The sequence below is a fragment of the Rhodococcus sp. USK10 genome, assembly GCF_019378875.1.
Lineage (GTDB): Bacteria > Actinomycetota > Actinomycetes > Mycobacteriales > Mycobacteriaceae > Rhodococcus_F > Rhodococcus_F pseudokoreensis.
Window position 1 is genome coordinate 2777841 of sequence record NZ_CP076048.1, and the last position, 24463, is coordinate 2802303.

General features: G+C 68.3%; 21 protein-coding genes. 12 read left to right on the forward strand and 9 right to left on the reverse strand.

The window, feature by feature from the left end:
* Positions 1-3 precede the first annotated feature (3 nt).
* The 3 genes from I1A62_RS19845 to I1A62_RS19855 are packed head-to-tail and all read right to left on the reverse strand — an operon-like array spanning position 4 to position 3243.
* The gene (locus tag I1A62_RS19845; RefSeq protein ID WP_124393874.1) at positions 4-423 is read right to left on the reverse strand and encodes a carboxymuconolactone decarboxylase family protein; all 420 of its coding nucleotides are present in this window, start codon (positions 421-423) and stop codon (positions 4-6) included.
* 43 nt (positions 424-466) lie between these two features.
* Positions 467-2011, reverse strand: coding sequence for an NAD-dependent epimerase/dehydratase family protein (locus tag I1A62_RS19850; protein WP_219459515.1), 1545 nt, complete (start codon positions 2009-2011; stop codon positions 467-469).
* The gene (locus I1A62_RS19855) at positions 2011-3243 is read right to left on the reverse strand and encodes an aminotransferase class I/II-fold pyridoxal phosphate-dependent enzyme (RefSeq protein ID WP_219459516.1); all 1233 of its coding nucleotides are present in this window, start codon (positions 3241-3243) and stop codon (positions 2011-2013) included. Before I1A62_RS19855 ends, I1A62_RS19850 begins: the two co-directional genes overlap by 1 nt.
* A 185-nt stretch (positions 3244-3428) precedes the next feature.
* Between I1A62_RS19855 and I1A62_RS19860 the strand changes: the two genes are divergently transcribed.
* Together I1A62_RS19860 and I1A62_RS19865 are read left to right on the forward strand one after the other, a co-directional pair.
* Positions 3429-4544: an acyl-CoA dehydrogenase family protein gene (locus tag I1A62_RS19860; protein WP_219459517.1), complete on the forward strand. Its 1116-nt coding sequence runs from the start codon at positions 3429-3431 to the stop codon at positions 4542-4544.
* 78 nt (positions 4545-4622) lie between these two features.
* On the forward strand, positions 4623-4991 hold the full coding sequence (locus I1A62_RS19865) for an MmcQ/YjbR family DNA-binding protein (protein ID WP_219459518.1): 369 nt from the start codon (positions 4623-4625) through the stop codon (positions 4989-4991).
* On the opposite strand, the gene I1A62_RS19870 is transcribed toward I1A62_RS19865, so the two are convergent.
* On the reverse strand, positions 4972-6324 hold the full coding sequence (locus I1A62_RS19870; protein ID WP_219459519.1) for a TIGR01777 family oxidoreductase: 1353 nt from the start codon (positions 6322-6324) through the stop codon (positions 4972-4974). The two genes, I1A62_RS19865 and I1A62_RS19870, sit on opposite strands and share 20 nt — an antisense overlap.
* Before the next feature lie 59 nt (positions 6325-6383).
* On the opposite strand from I1A62_RS19870, the gene I1A62_RS19875 reads away from it, so the two are divergent.
* On the forward strand, positions 6384-7865 hold the full coding sequence (locus tag I1A62_RS19875) for an SDR family oxidoreductase (RefSeq protein ID WP_219459520.1): 1482 nt from the start codon (positions 6384-6386) through the stop codon (positions 7863-7865).
* Here I1A62_RS19875 and I1A62_RS19880 read toward each other — a convergent pair.
* Positions 7844-8446, reverse strand: a complete 603-nt coding sequence (locus tag I1A62_RS19880) for a lipocalin family protein (protein WP_219459521.1) — start codon at positions 8444-8446, stop codon at positions 7844-7846. The genes I1A62_RS19875 and I1A62_RS19880 overlap by 22 nt on opposite strands.
* 161 nt (positions 8447-8607) lie before the next feature.
* Here I1A62_RS19880 and I1A62_RS19885 point away from each other — a divergent pair, with 161 nt between their 5' ends.
* From I1A62_RS19885 to I1A62_RS19925, 9 genes are all read left to right on the forward strand, one after another.
* A complete protein-coding gene (locus tag I1A62_RS19885; protein WP_219459522.1) occupies positions 8608-9273 on the forward strand; it encodes a fasciclin domain-containing protein in 666 nt (221 codons plus the stop codon).
* 102 nt (positions 9274-9375) lie between these two features.
* A complete protein-coding gene (locus I1A62_RS19890) occupies positions 9376-10023 on the forward strand; it encodes an alpha/beta hydrolase (RefSeq protein WP_219459523.1) in 648 nt (215 codons plus the stop codon).
* Entirely contained in the window at positions 10016-11356 is a 1341-nt protein-coding gene (locus tag I1A62_RS19895) for an NAD(P)/FAD-dependent oxidoreductase (RefSeq protein ID WP_219459524.1), read from the forward strand. The genes I1A62_RS19890 and I1A62_RS19895 overlap by 8 nt, the downstream gene beginning before the upstream one ends.
* Positions 11353-12093: a DUF1365 domain-containing protein gene (locus I1A62_RS19900; RefSeq protein WP_218273319.1), complete on the forward strand. Its 741-nt coding sequence runs from the start codon at positions 11353-11355 to the stop codon at positions 12091-12093. Before I1A62_RS19895 ends, I1A62_RS19900 begins: the two co-directional genes overlap by 4 nt.
* A complete protein-coding gene (locus I1A62_RS19905) occupies positions 12090-13493 on the forward strand; it encodes a class I SAM-dependent methyltransferase (protein WP_219459525.1) in 1404 nt (467 codons plus the stop codon). Before I1A62_RS19900 ends, I1A62_RS19905 begins: the two co-directional genes overlap by 4 nt.
* The gene (locus I1A62_RS19910; protein WP_219459526.1) at positions 13490-14794 is read left to right on the forward strand and encodes a cyclopropane-fatty-acyl-phospholipid synthase family protein; all 1305 of its coding nucleotides are present in this window, start codon (positions 13490-13492) and stop codon (positions 14792-14794) included. Before I1A62_RS19905 ends, I1A62_RS19910 begins: the two co-directional genes overlap by 4 nt.
* Complete coding sequence (locus I1A62_RS19915; RefSeq protein ID WP_219459527.1) at positions 14791-15591, forward strand: DUF1295 domain-containing protein; 801 nt, start codon at positions 14791-14793, stop codon at positions 15589-15591. Before I1A62_RS19910 ends, I1A62_RS19915 begins: the two co-directional genes overlap by 4 nt.
* 98 nt (positions 15592-15689) lie before the next feature.
* Positions 15690-16268, forward strand: coding sequence for a sigma-70 family RNA polymerase sigma factor (locus tag I1A62_RS19920; RefSeq protein WP_087558783.1), 579 nt, complete (start codon positions 15690-15692; stop codon positions 16266-16268).
* Positions 16261-16998, forward strand: coding sequence for an anti-sigma factor domain-containing protein (locus tag I1A62_RS19925; protein WP_124393859.1), 738 nt, complete (start codon positions 16261-16263; stop codon positions 16996-16998). Before I1A62_RS19920 ends, I1A62_RS19925 begins: the two co-directional genes overlap by 8 nt.
* A 50-nt stretch (positions 16999-17048) precedes the next feature.
* Here the strand turns inward: I1A62_RS19925 and I1A62_RS19930 are convergent, their stop codons facing one another.
* The 4 genes from I1A62_RS19930 to I1A62_RS19945 all read right to left on the reverse strand — a co-directional run bounded on the left by I1A62_RS19930 (position 17049) and on the right by I1A62_RS19945 (position 24461).
* Positions 17049-19229: a malate synthase G gene (locus I1A62_RS19930; RefSeq protein ID WP_219459528.1), complete on the reverse strand. Its 2181-nt coding sequence runs from the start codon at positions 19227-19229 to the stop codon at positions 17049-17051.
* Between the two features lie 135 nt (positions 19230-19364).
* Entirely contained in the window at positions 19365-20837 is a 1473-nt protein-coding gene (gene pyk / locus I1A62_RS19935) for a pyruvate kinase (protein WP_219459529.1), read from the reverse strand.
* An 18-nt stretch (positions 20838-20855) separates the two neighbouring features.
* A complete protein-coding gene (aceE, locus tag I1A62_RS19940) occupies positions 20856-23660 on the reverse strand; it encodes a pyruvate dehydrogenase (acetyl-transferring), homodimeric type (protein ID WP_219459530.1) in 2805 nt (934 codons plus the stop codon).
* Positions 23661-23735: 75 nt separating this feature from the next.
* A complete protein-coding gene (locus I1A62_RS19945; RefSeq protein ID WP_219459531.1) occupies positions 23736-24461 on the reverse strand; it encodes an aspartate/glutamate racemase family protein in 726 nt (241 codons plus the stop codon).
* Positions 24462-24463: the final 2 nt, after the last annotated feature.

Genomic DNA, 24463 nt, shown 5'->3' on the forward strand with positions numbered 1-24463 from the left:
TCGTCAGTCCTGGGATTCGAGCGGTCCCAGTTCCGCGTCGAGCGCCTCCTGCACCACGGCCATCGCCGACAGGCCGGCGGGGGCTCCGCAGTAGGCGCTCGCGTGGATCACCGCCTCGACGATCTCGGTGCGGGTCAGACCGTTACGCAGTGCACCCCGGACGTGCCCCTTCAGCTCACCGTGCGCCCGCAGCGCGATGAGCATGCCGAGGTTGAGGAGGCTGCGGCTCCGACGGTCCAGCCCGGGCCGATTCCACACGGCGTCCCAGACGTGCTCGGTGACGAATTCCTGCAACTGCTCGCTGTCGGTCCCCGCGGTCCGGGTGAGCGCCCGCTCGACGAAGTCGGGACCCATCACCTCACGCCGCACCGTCAGACCCGCCTCGACGGCCGGGCTCCGCTTGCCGGTTTCTTCACTGGTCATGGGTTCACTCCTGTTCACGGCGTCCGCGTATTCAGGGGTCACTCTACGAGTCGACCCGATCGGAGTGGACGACCGAGGTGACGTCGCGGGCGGAGTATGCGTGCGGGAGGTGCTCGAGCCCACCCTGGTAATCCAGTTTGCGCGGGAGCAGTCCGTCGGCCGGGTTGACGACCGCCCGGGTCCGCGACCGGGCGACCCACGACCGCCACCGTCCCGGCCTCGACACCGAGGGGGGCTCGTCGCCCACCCGGACCACGTGCGCAGTGCCGCCGAACCGGATCCGCGCGTACCCGAGCGCGACCGCCAGGGCGTCGTGCACCCCGGCCGCAGTCGCAAGACCGCGTTTGCCGGTGCTCAACCCGTGCCCGGGGAGGTCCGCGACGACGACGTTCACGCCGTTCTCCGCCAACTCCACGGCGAGCGGCGTGAGGTACCGCGCGTGGAGTCCGGGCGGCGCGGGCAGTACGACGGTGGCTGCGCCGCCCGACTCCACAGTGGCACCGCCCGACCGTGCGGAGTGGACCTCGGCGTGCACGGCTCCGGTCGCCGCGGGAATCTGGACGTGTTCGAGCCCGCGGCCGTCGACGCCGACGAATTCGGAGGCCGGCTCGAGCGCGGCCTCGCAGGCGACGCGGCGTTCCAGGGCGTCCTCTCTGCGCACCAACGGTTTCCCCTGCAGCAGGATCATGACGGCCGCCGCCTCCCGGGCCGTCAGCGAGGGCGTCCAGCCCGTCGCCTCGGTGAGCCGCGTCGAATCGACGACGGTCTCGCCCGCGGTCACCCACTGACCGGAGAACGCGGTGAGGCCGAGCCGGAACAGGACATTTGCGGCCACGACCGCCGGTCGCTCGGGCACGTCGAACATCCACTGTCCCTGCATTGCCGCGAGTTCGCGGACCCCCACCCAGTCCTTCGGGCCGAGGTTGAACGGTCCCACCAGGTCCTGCTTCACCGCGCGATGGAACGCGTCGGCCATGTCCCGCTGGTGCAGAAACTGATATGCCGCTTCGTCGGCGTGTGGGAACGCGCCGACCGGACCGGTGAGCTGGTCGATGCCGTCGTTGGAGAAGTCGGGTCCGATGATGTAGGTGGGGCGCAGCATCGAGATCGCCATCTCCCCCGGATGGCGGCGCAGCCACCACTCGGCGTAGTGCTCGACCTCCGCCTTGTCGTGGAAGTAGTACCGGTCGGGATCCCCTGCGGGATAGACGTCTTCGGTCACCGGCTTCGGGCGCAGTTCCGGTCCGTACGCGTTGATGCTCGACGCGATCACGACGCGGAGCACTCCGGCCCGGTAGGCGGAGTCGACGACGTTGCGCGAACCCCTCAGGTTGATGTCGTGGGTGACCGCCTTGTCCCGGATCTCCTCCACCACGAACGCCAGGTGCACGACGGCCTCGCAGCCGCGGAACACGTCCTCGATACCCGGGTCGCGGATATCCATCCGGACGAACTCGAGTTTCGGATGTTCGATCGTCAGCTCCCGCCTGCCGAGCCCGATCACCGTGTCGATCTCCGGATCGTCCAGCAGCACGGGCAGGATCGCGGCGCCGAAATCGCTCGTCGCCCCGGTGACCGCCACCTTCATCAGGCCGCGGCTTCCGTGACGGTCTCGGAGATCACGTCCACCGCTCGCCGCAACTGGGCGTCGGTGTGGGTGGCCATGACGCACAGCCGGAGCATCGCACCCGACCGCGGAACGGCGGGATAGAGTGCGGCACTGGTGAACACACCCTTGTCGAACAGGGTCCGCCAGAGGTTCATCGCCTCGAGGTCGTCGCCGACGTGGACGGACACGATGGGCGTCACCGTCTCACCGCCGCCGGGCAGCGGCGACAGCGCACCCACGTCGAGTCCGTTGTCCGCCAGACCGGACCGCAGGACGGCGGCGTTGTCCAGTGCGCGTCGTGCGCGTTGTTCCCCCTCCTCGCTGCGGATCAGTCGCACCGCGGCGAGGGACGCTCCCACCGCGGCGGGAACACCGGACGTCGTGAACAGGAAAGCACGGGCATTCACCCGCAGCGAGTCGAGGAGATCGTGGGACCCCGCGATGAATCCTCCTGTGGAGCTGGGACTCTTGGACAGCGACGCCATCCGGATGTCGGTGTCGCCGTCGATACCGAGGAGTTCGGCGGCGCCGGTCCTCTTCTCACCGAAGATGCCGAGACTGTGCGCCTCGTCCACCATCAGGGCCGCACCGTACCGGTCACAGAGTGCGGAGACGGCGCCGAGTGGCGCGAGATCGCCCTCCATCGAATACAACCCGTCGACGATCACCAGCACCGCGCCGTCCCCGTCTGCCGTGTCCGCGAGGATGCTCTCCAGGTCGGCGACGTCGTTGTGACGGAACTTGCGGATCGTCGCGCCGGACAGAGCACAGCCGTCCCGGATCGACGCGTGGGCGGCGGCGTCGACGGCGACGACGTCGCCCTTCCCGACGACGGCACTGATGGTGCCCAGATTCGTTTGATAGCCGGTGGTGAAGACCATCGCGTCCTCGGTGCCGTGCCATTCGGCGATCTCCGACTCGAGGTCGAGGTGCAGGTCCATGGTGCCGTTCAGCAGCCGGCTTCCGGTGATCGCGCCGCCGAACGTGTCGAGGGCGTCCTGCGCTCCCCGACGGATGGCGGGATGATCGGCGAGACCGAGATAGTTGTTGGAACCGAGCATGATCCGGTCGGCGCCTTCCACCTGGACGACGGGCGCGGTGGCGGACTCCATCACCCGGAAGTACGGACTCACGTCGGACTCGCGAACTGCCCGGAGTAGATCCACCCGGTCGTCGCCACCCAACCTCTTGATCAACCTGTTCACAGGCATCGATACCAACTCCTCGCCGTGTGCATGATCGGGATTACTCCGTTGATTCGGAGCGGTGGCCGATGCGGTTTGGTGGCGTCGACCAAACCGCAACTGCACCTCGCTCCGAATGTCCCTATGGATATCCCTGTTCCATCGATGTTTCGGGAAATCCGAAATGTCCGCGAATACATTCGAGGAGTGTCATGACCGCATTGATGGCCCGCGAACACGCAGCGCTGCAGTCCTACCTGCCCGACCTCGCCGCCTACCTGGACGAGACGCCACTGCTCACCCTGGAGGGCAGAGACAGCGGGGCGATCGGGCGTTTCCGGGAAGCAGGCGGTACCGCGCTGACCATCCCGAAGGAGTCCGGTGGGCTGGGCGCCTCCGCGCTGGAGTCCGTGCGCGTCCAGCGCGCCATCGGCAGCAGGTCGCCCTCGCTCGGCGCCGCCACCACGATGCATCATCTGTCGCTCGCCACCCTCAACGAGTTCGCGCAGGAGGCCACGGACGACGACCGCGCGCTGATCAAGAGCCTCGTCGAACAACGCGCCGTCGTCGCCTCCGGCTTCTCCGAGGGCGTCACCGGTGGCAGCGTGTTCATACCCACCATGACCGCCAGGAAGAAGGGCTCGAGCTACATCGTCAACGGCAGCAAGAAGCCGTGCAGCCTGTCGGCGTCGATGGACCTGCTCACCGCGAGCGTCGAGGTCGACACCGGTGAGAGGGCGATCGCGCTGATCCCGGCCACCACACCGGGGATCACGGTGCGGCCGTTCTGGGAGAGCTGGATCCTCGCCGGTGCCGAAAGCGACGAGGTACACCTCGAAAACGTCGAGATACCGGCCGACCTCGTCCTGCTCAACGGCGCCGACGACCCGGACGGGCAACACGAGATGACCGGATACCTGTGGTTCGGGATGCTCGTCACCGCGAACTACCTGGGTGCGGCGAGCGCGCTGCTCGAACGACTACTGGCGGCAGGCAAGGACGACTACGAGGGGTACGTGCGCGCCGCCGCCGACATCGAGAACGCCATGGGCGCCGTCGAGAACATCGCCCGCGCGGTGGACGAGGGCGAACGCGGACAGGACATCTCGGTGCGTCTCCTTTTCTCGCGCATCGCGATTCGCGACGCACTGGTCCGCGCGTCCTCGGCGGCCGTCGAATCGCTCGGCGGGATCGCGTTCATCAAGTCCTCCGACATCGGGTACCTCACCGCCGCCGTCCACGCGTTCGCGTTCCACCCGCCGTCGCGGCGGTCGGTCTCCGAGTCGCTCGCCAAGTTCCACGCCGGGGACGAGTTCGCCTTCGTCTGAGCGTGCCGCGGGTCCGGGCTGTCGGTGATCGGGACTATAAAGGTCTGCGAACCCCCGACCGCCGGACCAGGAGCCGTGATGCCCACCGAACACGACGTTCGCGCGATGATGCTGGCATTGCCGGAGGCGCACGAGGTGGTGATCGCGAACTGGGGCGACCAACCGACATTCCGGGTGCGCAAGAAGATGTTCGGCCTCGTCGGGTACGGCGCCCCCACCGTCTGCCTCAAGGCGACGAAGGAGACGCAGGCCGCGCTGCTGCAGGAGGATCCCGACGTGTTCCTGGTCGCACCGTTCTTCGGCCGGTGGGGCTGGATCGACGTCGTCCTCGACCGCGTCGACTCCGAAGAACTGGCCGAACTCGTCGAGGAGGCGTGGCGTCTCACCGCCCCGAAGCGGGTTGTGGCGGCGTACGACGCCGGACGCGTCACCCCTCCTCGGACTTGAACCGGCCGAGTTGGTGGCGCAGCGCCGTGTCGAGGTCGGGACGCCGGAACCGGTGGCCGCGGCCCTGGAGTTTGCCGGGGGTGACCCGCTGATCGGCCAGCGCGAGTTCCCGCGCACCCTGCTCCCCGAGCAGCAGTTTCGGACCGAAATCGGGCACCGGAAGGAATGCCGGGCGATGCAGCACCGACGCCAGGACGGCGGTGTACTCCTCGTTGCGAACAGGATTCGGCGCCACCGCGTTCACCGGGCCGCTCAACCCCGAATCCACGACGGCACGGTGGTAGACGTCGATCAGATCGTCGATGTCGATCCACGACAACCACTGCGTTCCGGCGCCCAGGCGACCTCCGAGTCCGACCTCGAACAGCGGCCGCTGCAGGCGCAGCACGCCGCCGCTCGGGGACTGGACGATCCCCGTGCGGACGTGCACCACCCGCAGTCCGGCGTCCGCTGCCGGCTTCGCTGCGTCCTCCCAGTCCGCGACGACGTCGGCGAGGAAGCCGTCGCCCCGCGGATCCTGCTCGTGCAGCACCTCGTCGCCGCGGTCGGGCCCGTAGTACCCGATCGCCGACGCACTGACGAACGTCTTCGGCCCCTGCCCGGACGCGGCCGCCACCTCCGCGAGCCGCCGCGTGGGTTCGATCCGGCTGTCCCTGATCGCCCGGCGATGACCGTCGGTGAACCGCCCCGCGATGGACGCGCCTGCCAAGTGGATCACCGCGTCGACGCCGTCGAGCAGATCCGCGGCCGGCGCATCCGGGTTCCAGCGCCGCTCGTCTCGTGTGCTGGGGGCGCGGCGCACGAGACGGATCACGCGGTGCCCGCCCGTGCTCAGGAACGCGGTCAGGGCGGAGCCGACGAGCCCCGAACTCCCCGTCACCGCGATCGTGAGGGGACCGGGCAGGAGCGTGGACGCCCAGTGGTGCCGGGCCAGGTCGTCGGCGAGTTGGCGGTGCCGGTAGACGAACGTCGACCGGAGGAACTGACCGGGCACGATGGTGTCGACCCGGTCGGTGACCCGGGTCCGGCCCTCGGACACGACGTCGAACGTGTGCGTGTGCCGCCACGGCACCAGCAGTCGCAGCGGCAGGGCGGCCGAATAGTCGACGAACCGGTGCGGAGGGTCGTATTCCTTTGCGTCGTGCTGCGCGACCCACGTCAGGCCGCCGGGCATGCGCAATTCGGCACGACCCGATTCCAGAGACTCGGATTCCTTCGCGAGACTGAGCGGCTGCCACGGCGGCGAGAGCCGGGTGAACGCCCCGGCCCTCGTGTGCCATGCGAACAACTCGTCCCGCGAGGCCTCGACCACGCTCGAATGCACGATGCCCATGACCCGACCATAGTCGCGACAGGCCGCGCGGCGGTGACAACGACGGGTAGCGTGTGGGAATGACGCAGTTACGTGTACTGGTCACCGGCGCCACCGGATACATCGGCGGACGCCTCGCTCCCCGGCTCGCGGAAGCCGGCCACCGAGTGCGGGTGCTGGTGCGTTCACCGGAGAAACTGACCGACGTTCCGTGGGCGTCCGACGTCGACATCGCCCGCGGCGATCTGAGTGACCCCGAATCCCTTTCTGCCGCTTTCGCGGACATGGACGTCGTCTACTACCTCGTGCACTCGATGGGCGGGTCGGACGAGTTCGAGAAGGCCGAACGCATCAGCGCGGAGAACGTCGCCGAGGCGGCCCGCAAGGCCGGTGTCGGCCGGATCGTCTACCTCGGCGGACTGCATCCCGATTCGGCGGATCTCTCGCCGCACCTGCGCTCCCGCACCCAAGTGGGACGGATCCTCGTCGACTCCGGTGTCCCCACAATGGTTCTGCAGGCCGGGGTGGTCATCGGCTCCGGTTCGGCGTCGTTCGAGATGATCCGCCACCTGACCAATCGACTCCCCGTGATGACGACGCCGCGGTGGGTGAACAACAAGATCCAGCCGATCGCCGTCCGCGACGTGCTGCACTATCTCGTCGCCGCGGCCGACGCACCGTTGCCGCATAGTCGGACGTTCGACATCGGTGGTCCCGACGTCCTCCGTTACGGCGAGATGATGCAGACGTACGCCGAGGTCGCCGGTCTGCGGCAGCGTCGCATCCTCGTCCTCCCGGTGCTGACCCCGAAACTCGCAGGCCTGTGGATCGGGCTGGTCACCCCGATCCCGCGCTCACTCGGGCGGGCACTGATCGAATCGCTCCACAACGACGCCGTCGCAGGCGAGCACGACATCGACGACGTGATCCCGCCGCCGAAGGCGGGCCTGACCACCTACCGGGACGCCGTCCGACTGGCGTTGCGGCGCATCGACAACGGCGAGGTCGAGACGACGTGGGCCAGTGCGTCCCCGGTCGGCGCCCCCTCCGATCCGCTACCGTCCGACCCCGACTGGGCCGGCGAGGTCGTCTACACCGACGAACGCACCAAGGACTGCGACGCCGACGCCGCAACGCTGTGGACCGTCGTCGAGAGCATTGGCGGTGAGAACGGCTGGTACTCGTTCCCCCTCGCGTGGTCCGTTCGCGGCTGGCTCGACCGCGTCGTCGGCGGCGTCGGGCTCACGCGTGGACGCCGGAACCCCAAGCAGCTCAACACCGGTGACCCCCTGGATTTCTGGCGGGTCGAACGCATCGACCGGGGGTCCCTGCTCCGGCTGCGCGCCGAGATGCGGGCACCGGGCGGGGCGTGGCTCGAATGGACCGTCCACAGTGTGGATCCCGACCGGTCCCGTCTCGATCAGCGCGCAATCTTCTTTCCGAAGGGTCTGGCCGGGCGGCTGTACTGGTACTCGATCCTGCCGTTCCACGGAATCATCTTCAAAGGCATGATGGAGAACATCACCGGGTCGGCAGCCCGTCAGACCGTGCAGAGCGGCTGAATCCCCTCTCTGCCACCGGTGGTCGGGGACGTCAGCAACAGGCACGAATTGTAGCCACGCGATTCCACCACCTGCCGGATCTGTTTCCACCCCGCGTCGTCGACCGCCGGGGTGCGGGAGAGCACGAAACCCGACACCCGCGCCGGGTCACCGACCAGCGCCCACGAATAGTCGTCGGCGATGTACGTGACCACATAATTGGTCGGGCCGTCCGCCGCATTCTGGAACGGCACGTCCGGGAAACTCACGTGGAGCTGCGCATTGGTGACCGGATCGTTGACGCGCGCGTTGCCCTCGATTCCGTTCGCCCCACCCGCCCACGTGGTGCACGCGTTGGCGACGCTGACGTTCGACGGGTCGAGCAGTCCGTACGTCGCCCTCGTGTCCCGCGCGCAGTCGAGGTTGAACGGCTGCGGCACAGCGGCCAACTGATACCACGTGCCCAGGTACCTCTGGACGTCGAGGGACGGAACGGGTGCGAGCGCACCGGGCTGCGCCTGTGCCGGCGTGGCTACCAGCACCGCGGCCGATGCGGCCGTCAACAGTCCTGCGGCGAATCCACGTGCCTTAGAAAATGTCATCTCTGCCCTTTCGCATTCGTGCCCTTTCAGGGCATTCGGCGCCCCCTCGGGATCGGATGGGTCGATCCGCGGAAAACCTTCGACCCATCCGCTTCGGAGACTGCTCCGAATGCCTGTCGATGGTGCTCCCCCGCACCCACACCGGAGAGAGGCAATTTCTGATGAAGATCACCACGCGAGTCCTGGCAGTCGCCGCGAGCACGTCCCTGGTCCTCCTGGGCGCGGCGTGTTCGTCGGACGACAGCGGCTCGTCCAGCAGCGGCTCCGCTTCGGAGGCGATGACGTCCGAGTCGATGTCGTCCGGTTCGATGAGCTCGTCCGCGATGGCCGATCCTGCCGCCAACCTGGTCGGTCCGGGCTGCGCCGAGTACGCGAAGACGGTGCCGGACGGTGCCGGTTCGGTCAGCGGCATGGCGCAGGATCCGGTTGCGACGGCCGCGTCCAACAACCCCATGCTCACCACCCTCACCGCCGCGGTGTCCGGTCAGCTCAACCCGCAGGTCAACCTCGTCGACACGCTGAACAGCGGGCAGTTCACGGTCTTCGCGCCGGTGGATGCCGCGTTCGCGAAAGTCGACCCGGCCACGATCGAGACCCTCAAGACCGACCCGGCCCTGCTCACCAAGGTCCTGACGTACCACGTGGTCCCCGGCCAGATCGCGCCGAGTGACATCGCCGGCGAGCACACCACGGTCGAGGGCGGCACGGTCACCGTCACCGGTTCGGGTGACGACCTGAAGGTCAACGACGCAGGCGTCATCTGCGGCGGCGTCCAGACCGCCAACGCCACGGTGTACCTGGTCGACTCCGTCCTGATGCCCCAGTAGCCCCCCATGTGAGTGGGAAAGCGTGGTCCGGCACGCTTTCCCACTCACGTGCGGGTGCCGGGGTCCGCCCATCCGATCCAAAGTCAGCTCCGAATAATTGATATGGACAGAGGCTCACCCACCGCCCCGGCGTACGTGCTCGTGCTGCCCGGCGGCAAACCACGCAGTCAGGACCCGTCGCGCTGCTGGCACCTGTCGAACCTGCGCATGATCTGGTTGGCCCGGTCCCTGAGGTCGACGCTCGAACCCCACGGCATCGCCGTGCAGCGACTGCAGTACCGGGTCCGCGGATGGAACGCCCCCGAGGCCAGCCCGGTGCACGACGCCCGGATGGCCCTCGAGCGGGCCCGACTGCGGTTCGGGGACGTCCCCGTCGCCGTCGTCGGGCATTCGATGGGCGGCCGCGTCGCCGCGCACCTCGCCGGCCTCGACAACGTGCGGGCGATCGCGGCCCTCGCACCCTGGTGGCCCGAATCCGACGGCGACCGGGTGCCCGCCGACCGCAGCCTGATGGTCGCGCACGGAACCGCCGACCGCTGGACGGACCCCGTCGCCTCCCGGGTCCAGACCGAACAGGCACTGGCGCGCGGCGTGAACGCCTCCTGGCATCCGCTCTCCGGAGCCGGCCACTTCATGCTCACGCGGCCGTGGTGGTGGCACCGCATCACCGCCGATTTCGTTCTCGACGCGTTCGCCGCAGAAGGTGTCGTCGCCGCACCGACAGACCGGAAAGCAGGTCGCCATGCATGATTCGGAGAAGCTGGAACGCAGGAACGTCGCCGTGATCGGCAGCGGCGTCGCGGGGTTGACCGCCGCCTACGTTCTGTCCCGCCACGACCGCGTCACCCTCTACGAGTCCGACGCCCGTCTCGGCGGCCACGCCCACACCCACCACCTGACGCTCGACACGGGTGTGGAGGTGGATGTCGACACCGGCTTCATCGTGCACAACGACCGCACTTACCCCACCCTGCTGCGGCTGTTCGCCGAACTCGACGTCACCACCCAGGATTCCGACATGTCGATGTCGATCCGGTCCGACGTGACCGGGCTCGAGTACGCGGGTGCGAAAGGCCTGCGCGGACTGTTCCCGACCGCACGCAACCTGGCCCGGCCGCGTTACTGGCGCATGCTCGGCGAGGTCCTCCGGTTCCACCGCTGCGCCCGGACCGTGCTCGACACCCCGGCCGGAGAGTCCGGCGGGCAGGAACCGCTGGGCGAATTCCTGGGCCGCAACGGTTTCAGCCCGTACTTCGTCGAGCACTTCATGACCCCGCTCGTCGCGGCGGTGTGGTCGTGCGATCCCGCGACGGCCGCGCACTACCCTGCCCGCTACCTGTTCACCTTCCTCGACCACCACGGAATGCTCACCGTCTTCGGCTCACCCACCTGGCGCACGGTGACCGGCGGGTCCGCCCGCTACGTCGAGAAGGTGGCGGCGCACGTCGACGAGATCCTTCTCGACACCCCCGTGCAGCAGGTGGAGCGCACCCCGGACGGCGGCACGTGCGTCGTCGACGGCCGCGGCGACGTCCGGTACTTCGACGCCGTCGTGGTGGCAGTGCACCCGCGCCAGGCGCTCGCCATGCTCGGCGACGCCTCCGATCTCGAGGCGGAGATCCTGGGCGCCATGCCGTATTCGGTGAACCACGCACAGTTGCACACCGATGAGTCGCTGCTGCCCCGCGGCGAGCACGCCCGGGCCTCCTGGAACTACCTGACTCCCGCTGACGGCACCGACGCGGCCGGTGTCGTCGTCACCTACGACATGACCCGGCTCATGCGCCTCGACACCGTGCGCGACCGGCGGTTCCTCGTCACTCTCGGCGGGCAGCACCTCGTCGACCCGTCGAAGGTCGTGGCGGAGATGACGTACGAGCATCCCGTCTACACCCCCGATTCCGTCGCGGCGCAGTCGCGGTTGCACGAACTCGGTTCCGGCACATTCGCTTTCGCCGGCGCCTACTACGGCTGGGGGTTCCACGAGGACGGGGCGCTCTCGGGACTGCGCGCCGCCGAACGCATCGGCGGCTCGTGGGATGCGCGGACGGCCCGGCCCCACGAACGGGAGACGGTGTCGTGACCGCGCCGGCGATCTACTCGACGAGGATCCGGCACGCGCGCACCGAACCGGTCCGCAACAGCTTCGAGTACGCGAGCTACAGCTGGTACGTCGACGTGGACGCCCTTCCACGCCTCCCTCGGTGGCTCGGACCGTTCGCCCGCTTCCGCGCCGAGGACCACTTCGAACCGGATCCTGCCGCCGCCGCGGACACGCTGCGCAGCAGGGTCGATGCCTTCCTCGCCGGGCACGGAGTCGACCTCCGCGGCGGCCGGGTGACGGCCCTGGTCAACGCGCGGGTGCTCGGCTACGTGTTCAACCCGCTGAGTGTGTACTGGTGCCACGACGCCGACGGCAGCCTGCGATGCGTGATCGCCGAGGTGCACAACACGTACGGTCAGCGGCACGGCTACCTGATCCGGCCCGACGGCGACGACCGCGCCGAGGTGGACAAGCAGTTCTACGTCTCACCGTTCAACGACGTGAGCGGCCGCTACGACATGCGGTTCCCCGAGCCCGGCGACACCCTCTCCCTGAACGTGGTTCTCCACCGCGACGGGCACGGACCGTTCACCGCGACGGTGCGAGGGACACGGCAACCGGCCACCAGCCGAACCGTTCTGAGGACTCAACTACGCACTCCCCTGGCACCTCTCGTGGTGTCGGCTCGTATCCGCATCCAGGGAATCACGTTGTGGGCCCGTGGACTCCCCGTCATGGCCCGGCCCGACGGCCGTCAGAAGGAGACAGTTCAGTGAGAAGGAACAAGGACATCGGCACGGACGAGTCGCCTGCCGTGAACACGGCCGGCGAGGGGTTCATCGACGAGGAGTTCACCGTCGAGGACCCGCGGATCGACAACCGGATCTGGCCCGGGCTGGCCGACGTGCCGACCGGTGTGCGTGCCGCGGCGTCGGCGAAGGTCGCCGACCGACTGTTCCGCCGCGCGGCCGCCGACCTCGACGTCCGCATCGAGTATCCCGACGGCGCCCTGGTGGGGGCGCGCAGGGAGCAGGAGATTCTGCCCCGCATGATCATCCGCAATCCCGACGCGTTCGCCCGTAGGGTCGGAACGAGTGGCCTGATCGGTTTCGGCGAGTCCTACATGGCCGGCGACTGGACGTCGCCGGACCTCGCCGCGGTGCTCAGCGTGTTCGCCTCCCGGATGACGACGCTCATTCCCCGCCCGCTGCAACGGTTGCGCGCACTGTATGTCGCCAAACACCCCGCGCAGGAACGCAACACCGAGCAGAACACCCGCTCCAACATCTCCCGGCACTACGACCTGTCCAACGAGATGTTCGAGACGTTCCTCGACGAGACGCTGACGTACTCGAGCGCGCTGTTCTCGTCGACACCGACCCGTGTGGGGCAGGTCCGGGACGTGACCGTCCTGCGGGCGCCCGTCCCGCAGGTCACCCCGAAGTGGGACGACTTCGCGGACGCGCAGCGCCGCAAGATCGATCGGCTGCTCGACGAGGCCGGCGTCGGCGCGGGTACCCGGTTGCTCGAGATCGGGACCGGCTGGGGCGAGTTGTGCATCCGGGCGGCGGCACGCGGCGCCGTGGTCCGCTCCGTGACGCTGTCCAGCGAGCAGCAGAGCCTGGCCCGCCGCCGCGTCGCCGAGGCCGGACACTCGGACGCCGTGCAGATCGACCTGCTCGACTACCGCAACGTCGACGGCGAATACGACGCGATCGTGTCCGTCGAGATGATAGAGGCGGTGGGGCACCAATACTGGGCCACCTACTTCCGCGTGCTCGACAAGATCCTCGCCCCGGGCGGAAGGGTTGCGCTGCAAGCGATCACCATGCCGCACGACCGGATGCTGCAGACCCGCAACACCTACACGTGGGTGCACAAGTACATCTTCCCCGGCGGATTCCTCCCGTCGACCGAGGCGATCGAATCCGTCACCGCCGAACACACCGGGCTGCGAGTGCGGGAACGCCTGAGCATGGGACAGCACTACGCGGAGACGCTGCGGCTGTGGAAGGAGCGGTTCGCCGCGCACAGCGCGCAGGCGGAGGAACTCGGATTCGACGAGACGTTCCGCCGGATGTGGCATTTCTACCTCTGCTACTCGGAGGCCGGGTTCCGCTCCGGCTACATCGACGTCCAGCAGCTCGTCCTCGACAAGACGGGAGCACGACCGTGACCGTTGCCGCCGAACTCGACAAGGCGTTGCGTCCGCTCGTCCGCGGCGAATTGCCCGTGCACCTGACCGCGTGGGACGGCAGCACCGCCGGCCCGGCGACGGCGCCGAAGGTGGTGCTGCGCAGTCCCGACGCCCTGCGCCGATTGCTGTGGAGCCCGGGTGAACTCGGGGCGGCGCAGGCCTACGTGACCGGTGAGATCGACGTCGAGGGCGACCTGGGTGAGGCCCTGGCACACGTGTGGGCGGTGGCCCGCGAGCGTGGGCTGAGCGGAGTGCGGCCGAGCCCGTCGACCATCGCGAAGGTGCTGCGCGTCGCCGCGAAACTGGGCGTCGTGGGCGGCCCCCTCCCCGCACCCGCCACGCAGGCGAACATCCGCGGCCGGCTGCACAGCGTGCTCCGCGACCGCGCCGCCATCAGCCACCACTACGACCTCTCCAACGATTTCTACTCGCTGATCCTGGACCCGCAGATGGCCTACTCCTGCGCGTACTTCACCCGGAATGCGCCGGGCGCGCCACAGGATCCGGACTACCGGCTCGAGGACGCGCAGCGGGACAAGCTGGACCTGGTGTGCCGCAAGATCGGACTCGAACCCGGCATGCGGTTGCTCGACGTCGGCTGCGGCTGGGGATCGCTGAGCCTGCACGCCGCATCCGCGTACGGCGCCCGGGTCGTCGGGGTCACGATCTCCCGGGAGCAGAAGGCCTTCATCGACGAGCGGATCGCCGAACGCGGGTTGCAGGACCGCGCCGAGATCCGGCTGCAGGACTACCGGGAGGTCCCCGACGGGCCGTTCGACGCCGTCGCCTCCCTCGAAATGGGTGAGCACGTGGGCGAGAAGAACTACGCCCGGTACGCGCAGGCCCTCTACGACAACGCGAAGCCCGGTGCGCGGGTGCTGATCCAGCAGATGTCGCGCACCGGACGCCATCCCGGCGGCGGCCCGTTCATCGAGTCGTTCATAGCTCCCGACATGACCATGCGTCCGGTCGGCGAGAGCGTCGCGTACCTCGAACGAGCCGGGCTCGAGGTGCGCGACGTGCATGGTCTTCGCGAGCACTACGTCTGGACCGTCGACGCGTGGCTGGAGCAGTTCGAGTCCCGCTGGGACGACGTCGTCGCGACGGTCGGGCTGGAGATGGCCCGGGTGTGGCGGCTGTACCTCGTCGGCGGCGGGATGAGCTTCGCGCAGGGCCGCATGGGCGTCGATCAGATCCTGGCCGTGAAGCCGACCGCGGCGGGCCAGTCGCTGATGCCGGCGGTCCGGGTCGATGCCACAGGTTCCGGCGTGCTCCGATGAACGGCTTCGATTGGTCGGATTTCGGCGCCGTCACCGCGGCGAGCCTGCTCGTGCTCGCCGTCCTGCAGGCCGCGACGTTCCTCGTCGGCCGCCGGATCGGACGCTACAACGTCGTCGACGTGACGTGGGGCCTCGGCTTCGTGCTGGTGGCGTTCGTGGCCGCCGTCCTCGGCGACGGCGACGCGCTCCGCCGGTGGCTGATGTTCGTGCTCGTCGCGGTGTGGGGTCTGCGGCTGACCTGGCACATGTACACCAAGTCCGCGGGCAAGGGCGAGGACCCGCGGTACGAGGAGATGCTCGACCGGGCCGGCGGCGACTCGCCGGGCGTCGTCGTCAGGAAGATCTTCCTCACCCAGGGACTCGCGCAGTGGTTCGTCTCGCTGCCGCTGCAGGTGTCGGCCGTGCTCGGTCCCGCGACCGGAGTCGGCGCGGTGGCGGTGGTGCTCGGTGTCCTCCTGTGGGTGATCGGCGTCGTGTTCGAATCGGTCGGCGACCACCAGTTGAAGACGTTCAAGGCCGACCCGTCCCACAAGGGCGAGATCATGGACGTCGGCCTGTGGGCATGGACGCGGCACCCGAACTACTTCGGCGACTCCTGCGTCTGGTGGGGGCTGTGGCTGATCGCGGCGAGCGTGTGGCCCGGCGCCGTCACCGTGCTGTCCCCCGTGGTCATGACGTATTTCCTGGTGTTCGCGACGGGAGCGAGGCTGCTCGAGAAGTCGATGTCGCAGCGCGCGGGCTACCCCGAATACCAGCAGCGAACCAGTTACTTCCTTCCCCTGCCGCCGAAGCGGTGAGCACCGTGCCGGCATCGCTCGCCCCTCCCCGGGTCCTGTCCTGGTCACACCGGCCGCAGCCTGCTATTAGGCTGTGGATCGATGAACGGAATGGGCCGATGACCGGCGTCGACAGGGACACGGAGAACGTGACGCTGACGGCGTTGCTGGCGCGTATCTCGCGCGGCGAGCGGGATGCGTTCAGCGACTTCTACGAACGCACCAGTACGCGGGTGTACGGCATGGTGCTGCGGGTGCTGCGCGATCCCGGATACAGCGAGGAAACCACGCAGGAGGTGTACCTGCAGGTCTGGAACAACGCGGCGAAATTCGATCCCAAGCAGGGGTCGCCGCTGTCGTGGCTGATCACCCTCGCCCACCGCCGCGCCGTCGACCGGGTGCGGTCCGAGCAGTCCGGATCCGAACGCGAAGCCGCCTACGGCGCCTCGAGTTGGTACGGACCGTTCGACGCGGTGTCGGAGGAAGTCACCCGGCGCGGCGACACCAGCGACGTCGTCGACTGCCTCGGCACGCTCACCGAAGTCCAGCAGCGAACCGTGGTCCTCGCGTATTACGGGGGGCTGACCTACCGGGAAGTGTCGGAACGGTTGTCGGTGGCGCTTCCCACGGTGAAATCACGAATTCGAGACGGATTGATCAGGCTCAAGCAATGTCTGGGGGTGCAGTTCGATGGATGAGTCCCAGCACGACATCCTCGACCTCGCTCAGGTGTACGCCCTCGACGCCGTCGACGATCAGCAGCGCCTCGAGATCGACACCGCGATCCAGAGTGCACCGCCGCACGTTCGCCTCGAATTCGACAACGCTGTGCGCGGGGTGCAGGAGACGATGGCCGCCCAGTCCGCGTCCACCGCGGTCGACCCGCCGGACTACCTGCTCGGGCGCATCCTCGACGCCCTGCCCGGCACCGCCTCGGCACCCGCGCCGGTGGCTCTCGACGAGGTTCGTGCCCGCAGACGCAGGCGTCTCCTCGGCGCTCTCAGTGCGGCGGCCGCGGTGATCGTCCTCGCCGTCGGTGGCATCACCGTCGCCCAGCAGTTGCAGAGCGACGAAACCCAACCCGTGCCCGCGCAGATCCTCGCCGCCGACGACGTCCGCACGGCGGCAGCACCGATCGCCGGTGGTGGTTCGGCCACCGTCGTGTACTCCAAGGACGTCGACGCCGGACTGCTGGTCATGAACGACGTCCCACCGCCCGAGCCCGGTTCGGTCTATCAGATGTGGCTGCTCGGGCCGTCCCATGAACCGGTGTCCGCCGGGATCATGGAGGCCGACGACGTGTCACCGTCGACGACCGCGGTCGTGAACGACATCGATCAGTCGACGGCACTCGGGTTCAGTGTGGAACCGCCCGGCGGTTCCACCCAGCCCACCGGCGACATCTTCGCGACGGTGAACCTCACCTGATACGTGAGTGGCAAAGTGTGCTCCCGCACGCTTTGCCACTCACGTGGGGGTCAGGCGTTGGCGGCTTTGTATTCGCGGCGGCGGTGGTGCAGGATCGGTTCGGTGTAGCCGGAGGGCTGGTTGGTGCCGTCGAGGATGAGTTCCTTGGCGGCCTGGAACGCGATGTTGGTGTCGAAGTCCGGGGCCAGCGGCCGATAGGTGGGGTCACCCTCGTTCTGCCGGTCCACCACCGGCGCCATCCGCTGCAGGGAGGCGACGACCTGGTCGGCGGTCACCACACCGTGCCGGATCCAGTTCGCCAGCAGCTGGGAGGAGATGCGGAGGGTGGCGCGGTCCTCCATCAGGGCGACGTCGTGGATGTCGGGGACCTTGGAGCAGCCGACGCCGGCGTCGATCCACCGGACCACGTAGCCGAGGATGGACTGGCAGTTGTTGTCGAGTTCCTGCTGCTTCTGCTCCGCGGTCCAGTCGGTGTTCGGGGCGAGGGGGATGGTGAGGATCTGCTCGAGGGTGGCCCGCGGCGCCCCCTTGAGTCGGTCCTGGACGGCGAACACGTCGACCTGGTGGTAGTGGGTGGCGTGCAGGGTGGCCCCGGTCGGCGACGGCACCCACGCGGTGTTCGCGCCGGCCTTCGGGTGGCCGATCTTCTGCTCGAGCATCTCGGCCATCAGTTCGGTCATCGCCCACATGCCCTTGCCGATCTGCGCCCGCCCCTGCAGGCCGGCGGCCAGGCCGACATCGACGTTCCAGTCCTCGTAGGCGGTGATCCAGGTCTGCTGTTTCATTTCGGCCTTGCGGATCATCGGCCCGGCCTCCATCGAGGTGTGGATCTCGTCGCCGGTGCGGTCGAGGAACCCGGTGTTGATGAACACCACCCGCTCACGGGCCTCGTGGATGCAGGCGGCGAGGTTGACGGTGGTGCGCCGTTCCTCGTCCATGATCCCGACCTTCAACGTGTTGGCGGGCAGGTTCAGGACCTGTTCGACGCGGCCGAACAGTTCGGTGGTGAACGCGACCTCGTCGGGGCCGTGCTGTTTGGGTTTGACGATGTAGATCGACCCGGTGCGGGAGTTGACCAGCGGCCCCGACGCCTCCGACCGGGTGAGGCCGTGGATGGCGCACAGGGAGGTGAGGAGGGCGTCGAGGATGCCCTCGGGGACCTCGGTGCCGTCCGGGTGCAGGATCGCCGGGGTGGTCATCAGGTGCCCGACGTTGCGGACGAACAGCAGCGACCGCCCGTGCAACGTGAGGTCGGTGCCGTCGGGGGCGGTGTAGGTGCGGTCCGGGTTCAGCCGGCGGGTGAAGGCCTTCCCGCCCTTGGTCATCTCCTCGGTCAGGTCACCGCGGTTCAAACCGAGCCAGTTGCGGTAGCCGATGACCTTGTCGTCGGCGTCGACGGCGGCGACGGAGTCCTCGAAGTCCATGATGGTGGTGACCGCGGATTCGAGGACGACGTCCTTGATCCCGGCCCGGTCCGTCTGGCCGATCGGGGAGGTGGGGTCGATCTGGATGTCGGCGTGCAGGCCGTGGTTGCGCAGCAACACCGACGACGGCGCATCCGGGTCGCCGAGGTAGCCGACGAACTTGCCGGGGTCGGCCAGGGCGGTGACGGTGCCGTCGGCCAACTCCACCCGCAGGGTGTCCCCGTCGACGGTGTAGCGGACCGCGTCGGCGTGGGAGCCGCCGGTGAGGGGGGCGGCGGTGTCGAGGAACCGGCGGGCCCAGGCGATGACCTTGTCGCCGCGGACCGTGTTGTAGGAGGTGCCCGGCTCGGCGCCGCCGTCCGCGGGGATGGCGTTGGTGCCGTACAGGGCGTCGTACAGCGACCCCCAGCGGGCGTTGGACGCGTTCAGGGCGAAGCGGGCGTTGAGGACCGGGACCACCAGCTGCGGGCCGGCGGTCGAGGCGATCTCGGTGTCCACGTTCGCCGTGGACACCTCGAACGGGGCCGGTGCGGGCACCAGGTAGCCGATCGAGGTCAGGAACTGCCGGTACTCGGCCGGGTCGGGGGTGCCGGTGTGGTCGCGGTGCCACCGGTCGATCTGCGCCTGCAGCTCGTCGCGGGTGGCGAGCAGGGCCCGGTTCTTCGGCGCCAGGTCCTCGAACACCTTCACCGCACCCGACCAGAAACCGTCGACGTCGATCCCGGTGCCCGGCAACGCCTCCTCGTTCACGAAGTCGTAGAGCACCTTCGCGACCTGCAGACCGCCGACCTCAACACGCTCAGTCATGAAATGACTCACCTTCCGCACTTGGCAAAACTTCCACGATGCGAAAACACAGTTTCGTATCTTGACATAGAGAAAACCGTGTCCATCGAGTTCTGTCAATAGCGGACGGCCGTACGGTTACAACTTCACATCCGTTCAGTGGTCTTCCTCGCCGATTCGGTGGACGTGGATCAGGTTGGTCGAACCGACGGTGCCCGGCGGCGATCCCGCCACGATGACGACGAGATCTCCCCGCTGGTACCGGCCCAGGCCGAGGAGCGCGTGGTCGACCTGGTGGATCATTTCGTCGGTCGACGCGACGGGGTCGACGAGGAACGTCTCGGTCCCCCACGTCAGCGCGAGTTGAGCACGCACTTCCGGGAGCGGGGTGAACGCCAGCAGCGGCAGCGGTGTGTGCAGGCGCGCCATCCGGCGCACCGTGTCGCCCGACTGCGTGAACGCGACGAGGGCCGCGGCGCCCAATCGTTCCCCGATGTCGCGGGCCGCGTAGGACAGGACCCCGCCCTTCGTGCGCGGCACGTGCCCCAGCGGCGGAACGTGCGTGGACTTCTCCTCCACCGCGCTGATGATGCGGCCCATGGTGCGGACCGTCTCCATCACATGCTTGCCGACGGAAGTCTCGCCCGACAGCATCACGGCGTCGGCACCGTCGAGAACGGCATTGGCCACGTCGGACGCCTCGGCGCGGGTCGGCCGCGAATTCTCGATCATCGATTCCAGCATCTGCGTCGCGACGATCACGGGTTTCGCGTTCTCGCGGGCGACCTGGATGGCCCGCTTCTGCGCGAGCGGCACCTGTTCGAGGGGCAGTTCGACGCCCAGGTCGCCGCGGGCGACCATCACCGCGTCGAATGCGCGCACGATGGCCTCGAGGTTGTCGACGGCCTCCGGTTTCTCGAGTTTCGCGATCACCGGGACCCTGCGGCCGACCCGGTCCATCACGGCATGGACGAGTTCGATGTCGGCCGCCGATCGCACGAACGACAGGGCGATCAGGTCGACACCGAGACGCAGTGCGAACTCGAGGTCGGCGATGTCCTTGTCCGACAGGGCCGGAACGGACACGTTCATCCCCGGCAGCGACACCCCCTTGTTGTTGCTGACCGGACCGCCCTCGGTGACCCGGCACACCACGTCGTTGCCGTCGACCCCGGTGACGATCAGTCCGATCTTGCCGTCGTCGACGAGCAACCGGTCGCCCGGCCTGGCGTCCTCGGCCAACTGCTTGTAGGTGGTCGACACGCGGTCGTGGGTGCCCTCGCACTCGTCGACGGTGATCCGCACGACGTCGCCGTCGTCCCAGACGGCGCGGCCTTCCGCGAAGCGCCCCAATCTGATCTTCGGCCCCTGGAGGTCGGCGAGGATGCCCACCGCCCGGCCGGTGCAATCGGATGCGTCGCGCACCCGGTGGTAGTTCGCCTCGTGATCGGTATGGTCGCCGTGGCTGAAGTTGAGCCGGGCGATATCCATTCCGCAGTCGACGAGTTCGCGGATGCGATCGCCGGTGGCCGTCGCGGGCCCGAGGGTGCAGACGATCTTCGCGCGCCGGGCCGACGCGGCATCCTGCCGGCCAGCTACCGGGAGATCTTCGGAAACTGTTGCTGTCATGGGATTTTCGATTCCGTTCTAGGCGCTGCCGGTGTCGGTGTAGGAGACGGCGGCGGCGCGGACGTCGTCGATGCGGTACTTCGTGGCGGCTTCGACGGCCTTGGAGCGGTCGAGGGTGCCTTCGCCGGCGAGGGCGGACAGGACGGCGACGACGATGGATTCGGCGTCGACGTTGAAGTACCGGCGGGCGGCGGGGCGGGTGTCGGAGAACCCGAACCCGTCGGTGCCGAGGGTGGTGTACGAGCCGGGCACCCACTGGCGGATCTGGTCGGCGACGGCGCGCATCCAATCCGACGCCGCCACGAACGGGCCGGCCGCATCCGACAGGGCCTGGGTGACGTAGGGCAGCGGGGCGTCGGTGCCCGGGTCCCGCAGGGCCTGCTGTTCGCGTTCGATGCCCTCCCGGCGCAGTTCACCCCAGGAGGTGACCGACCACACGTCGGCGGCCACACCCCACTCGTCGGCGAGCAGTTCCTGCGCCCGCAGACCCTCGGGCATGGTGACACCGGAGACCAGGATCTGAGCTTTCGGGCCCGATGCCTGGGACTTCTTGAACAGGTACATGCCCTTGAGGAGGCCGTCGACGTTCAGGTTCTCCGGTTCGGCGGGCTGGGAGTAGGGCTCGTTGTAGAGGGTGATGTAGTAGAAGATGTCCTCGCCACCGAACCCGTCCACACCGTCGGTGCCGCCGTACATCCGGCGCAGCCCGTCCTTGACGATGTGCGCGATCTCGTAGGAGAACGCCGGATCGTAGGCCACCGCCGCCGGGTTGGTCGAGGCCAGCAGCAGCGAGTGCCCGTCGGCGTGCTGGAGCCCTTCCCCGGTCAGGGTGGTGCGGCCGGCGGTGGCACCGAGCACGAAGCCGCGGGCCATCTGATCCGCGGCGGCCCACAGGCCGTCGCCGGTGCGCTGGAACCCGAACATCGAGTAGAAGATGTACAGCGGGATCATCGGCTCACCGTGGGTGGCATAGGAGGTGCCGACCGCGGTGAACGAGGCCGTCGAGCCGGCCTCGTTGATGCCCTCGTGCAGGATCTGCCCGATCTCGGACTCCTTGTACGCCAGCATCAGCTCCGCATCCACCGCGGTGTACAGCTGCCCGTTGCGGTTGTAGATCTTGAGCGAGGGGAACCAGGAGTCCATCCCGAAGGTGCGGGCCTCGTCCGGGATGATCGGCACGATCCGCTTCCCGATCTCCTTGTCCCGCAGCAGCTCCTTCATGATCCGCACCAACGCCATGGTGGTCGCGACCTGCTGCTTCCCGGACCCCTTGCGGACCACGTCGTAGGTGGAGTCCGCGGGCTGCGGCAACGGCGCCGCCCCGGTGCGCCGCTGCGGCAGGAACCCGCCCAGCGCCTTGCGGCGGTCCAGCATGTACTGGATCTCCGGGGCATCGGGGCCGGGGTGGTAGTACGGCGGCATCTTCGGGTCCTTCTCCAACTCGGCGTCGGAGATCGGGATCCGCTGCAGGTCCCGGAAATTCTTCAGATCGTCCAGGGTCAGCTTCTTCATCTGGTGGGTGGCGTTGCGGCCCTCGAAATGCTTGCCCAGGGTGTAGCCCTTGATGGTGTGCGCCAGGATCACCGTCGGCTGACCCTTGTGCGCCATCGCCGCCGCGTAGGCGGCGTAGATCTTGCGGTAGTCGTGGCCGCCGCGTTTGAGGTTCCAGATGTCCTGATCGGACAGGTTCGCCACCAGTTCCTTGGTCCGCGGGTCCCGGCCGAAGAAGTGCTCCCGCACATACCCGCCGTCGTTGGCCTTGTAGGTTTGGTAGTCGCCGTCGGGGGTGACGTTCATCAAATTGACCAGGGCGCCGTCGCGGTCCGCGTGCAGCAGGGCGTCCCACTCGCGGCCCCAGACCACCTTGATCACGTTCCAGCCGGCGCCGCGGAAGAACGACTCCAACTCCTGGATGATCTTGCCGTTGCCGCGGACCGGGCCGTCGAGGCGCTGCAGGTTGCAGTTCACCACGAACGTCAGATTGTCCAGGCCCTCGGTGGCCGCCACGTGCGCGAGACCGCGGGATTCGGGTTCGTCCATCTCGCCGTCACCCAAAAATGCCCACACGTGCTGGTCGGCGGTGTCCTTGATGCCGCGGTCGTGCAGGTAGTGGTTGAACCTCGCCTGGTAGATCGCGTTCATCGGGCCCAGACCCATCGACACCGTCGGGAATTCCCAGAAATCGGGTAGCAGGCGGGGGTGCGGGTACGACGGCAACCCGCCGCCCTGGTCGGTGTGCGAGTGTTCCTGCCGGAACCCGTCCATCCGCTCCGCCGGGATCCGCCCCTCCAAAAACGCGCGGGCGTAGATGCCGGGGGAGGCGTGGCCCTGGATGAAGATCTGATCGCCACCGCCCGGGTGGTCCTTGCCGCGGAAGAAGTGGTTGAACCCCACCTCGTACAGGGCGGCGGAGGAGGCGTAGGTGGAGATGTGGCCACCGACACCCACCCCGGGGCGCTGCGCACGGGTCACCATCACCGCCGCGTTCCACCGGATGAACGCCCGATACCGGCGCTCGACCTCCTCGTCGCCCGGGAACCACGGCTCGTTCTCCGTCGGGATGGTGTTCACATAATCGGTCGACGTCAACGCCGGCAGAGCGACGTGCTTCTCCCCGGCCCGCTCGAGCATCCGCAACATCAGATACCGGGCACGAGTCGGACCGGACCGGTCCAACAAACCATCGAACGATTCCAACCACTCCGTGGTCTCATCCGGATCGATATCCGGCAGATACGACGCAACACCCTCACGGATGACGCGGGAGCCCGCGCGAGGACGGTCAGCGGAGGTGGTGGTCTGTTCGAGCAAGGGATACTCCATCGTTGCGGGCGCGGGGTCGGGCGCCTGTGTGTCCGCCCGGGGTGAGGGCGGTCTGAATGACTCGTTTTTCGCAAGCTAGGGCTTCGCGAGCGGCCATCCCGTGATCCGCTTGGGACGCGGCGGCGCGTACGTGCGCACCTTCGAGGTCGAGAGTCCCAACCCTACAAGAGATTCCGCCAATTTCACAGCGGCACCGACTCCGTCGACCACCGGCACGCCGGTGCGTTCGCGGATTCGGTCGTCGAGTCCGGCCATGCCGCCGCAGCCGAGGCAGATCACCTCGGCCTTGTCTTCGCGCACGGCCGCTTCGGCCTCGTCGACGATCGCCGCGATCGTGCGTTCGGGGTCGGTTTCCAGTGCGAGGACGGGCAGACCGCTGGCGCGCACGCTCGCGCACTTGGTGTCGAGGCCCGCGAGCCGGAGCCGGTCTTCGATGAGCGGCACGGTGCGGTCGAGGGTGGTGACCACGGAGTACTTGTGCCCCAGCATCATCGCGATGCTCGCGGAGGCCTCGGTGATGTCGACGACGGGTACGTCGAGCAGTTCCTGCAGACCCTCCCTGCCGTGTTCGCCGTATCCGGCCTGGATCACCGCGTCGTAGGGTTCCGGGTACGACCGCACCCGGTCCATCACCGCGATCGCGGCGAGGTAGCTCTCGAAGTTCCCTTCGACGGATTCGGCACCGATCTCCGGTGTGAGCCCCACGATCTCGGTTCCGGGTGCTGCCGCGGCCTCGGCCTGCTTGGCGATGGCGTCGGTGATGGACGTGGTGGTGTTGACGTTGACGACGAGAATACGCATCG